This window comes from Clavibacter lycopersici, from assembly GCF_003576405.1.
Taxonomy (GTDB): domain Bacteria; phylum Actinomycetota; class Actinomycetes; order Actinomycetales; family Microbacteriaceae; genus Clavibacter; species Clavibacter lycopersici.
This window is the reverse complement of sequence record NZ_QWGT01000392.1, coordinates 1-1,383: the sequence shown is the minus strand read 5'-3', so window position 1 is coordinate 1,383 and position 1,383 is coordinate 1. Positions and strand designations below refer to the sequence as shown.

The 1,383-nt window shown below is 74.4% G+C and carries 2 protein-coding genes; one reads left to right on the top strand and one right to left on the bottom strand.

From position 1 onward, the window contains the following. Positions 1–486, bottom strand: a 486-nt coding sequence (locus DZG00_RS15430; RefSeq protein ID WP_199689838.1) for a MarR family winged helix-turn-helix transcriptional regulator, incomplete at its 3' end; no start/stop codon positions are given. Positions 487–565: 79 nt separating this feature from the next. On the opposite strand from DZG00_RS15430, the gene DZG00_RS15425 reads away from it, so the two are divergent. Continuing rightward, positions 566–1,383: TspO/MBR family protein (locus DZG00_RS15425; protein WP_119383264.1), on the top strand; the 818-nt coding region annotated here is incomplete at its 3' end.

The following is a 1,383-nucleotide window of genomic DNA, read 5'->3' as shown; positions in this document are numbered from 1 at the left end:
GGCCGCGTCGGCCTCGTCGTCGGGTGCGGCCGCGTCGTCGGCGATGCCGGCGGGCGCCGGGCGGCCCGCCGCGCGGATCACGTCGATGAGGCCGCGGCGCATCTCCGCCGAGCGGGTGAGCTCCGGGAGGACGTCCTGCTCGAGCGTCTGCGCACGCGTCCACGCCTCTGCGCCCGCCTCGGTGCGGGCGACGACGTGGCGACGGCGGTCGTCCGGATCCGGCGCGCGGGACACGAGCCCCTCCCGCTCCAGCCGCTCGAGCGTGCGCGACATCGTCTGCGTCTCGACGTGCGCGGAGCGGGCCAGCTGGATCTGGCTGAGCGGCCCGTCGCGCAGCAGGTGCAGCGCGATGAGGCCCGCATGCGTGACGCCGAGGGTCGCGAGCGCCTCCGACCACGCGTGCTCGACCGCGCGCGCGGCCGTGGACAGCAGCCGCCCGGTGGGCCAGCTCGCGAGCTCATCGTCGATGGGCACCTCCGACGCCATGGCACCTCTCCTGGTAGTGTCTTCATCAGCAGGCTTACTATCCGCCTGCTGACTTTCCCATCGTAGAGGAGCAGGCCGCATGGGCACCGCGAAGGACATCGTCCGGCAGATCGTCGTCATCTCGAGCATGGCGTTCGCGATCATCGGCTCCGCGTTCGGCTCGGGCGCGTTCAGCGATCAGAGCATCCAGAACGCGTCGAGCGGCGCCCTCAGCGCGAGCTACACGCCCGTCGCGCCGGCCGGTCCGGCCTTCTCGATCTGGGGCGTGATCTACCTCGGCCTCGTCGCGTACACGATCTGGCAGGCGCTCCCCGCCCAGCGCGCCGACGAGCGCCAGCGGCGCGGCGGCTACCCCGTCGCCGTGACCCTCGTGCTCAACGCCGCGTGGATCCTCACCGCGCAGGCCGGGTTCCTCGTGCTCTCCGGCGTCGTCATCGTCGCGCTGCTCGTGACGCTGATGTGGACCTTCCGCGCCCTCCTGGCGACGCGACCGCGGCACCTCGTCGAAGGCGTCGTGCTCGACGGCACCATGGGCCTCTACCTCGGCTGGGTGAGCGTCGCCACCATCGCGAACATCGCCTCGATCCTCACGGCGTCGGGATTCCAGCCGGGCACGACGGGACGCGACGCCTGGGCGGTCGCGCTGCTCGCGGTCGCGGGCGTCGTCGGGGTGGTGCTCGCGCTCCGCGACGGCGGGCGGCTCGCGCCCTCCGTCGCCATCGCGTGGGGCCTCGCCTGGGTCGCCGTCGGGCGGCTGACGGGCGAGCTGCTGTCGACGCCGGCCGCGGTGGCCGCGCTCGTGGCGGCCGCAGCGGTCGTCGTCGTGACGCTCGTCGCGCGGACCCGGGCCGGGTGGACCGGACGGGTCGCCGCCCGCCCGGCGGTCGCCGCCCGCTA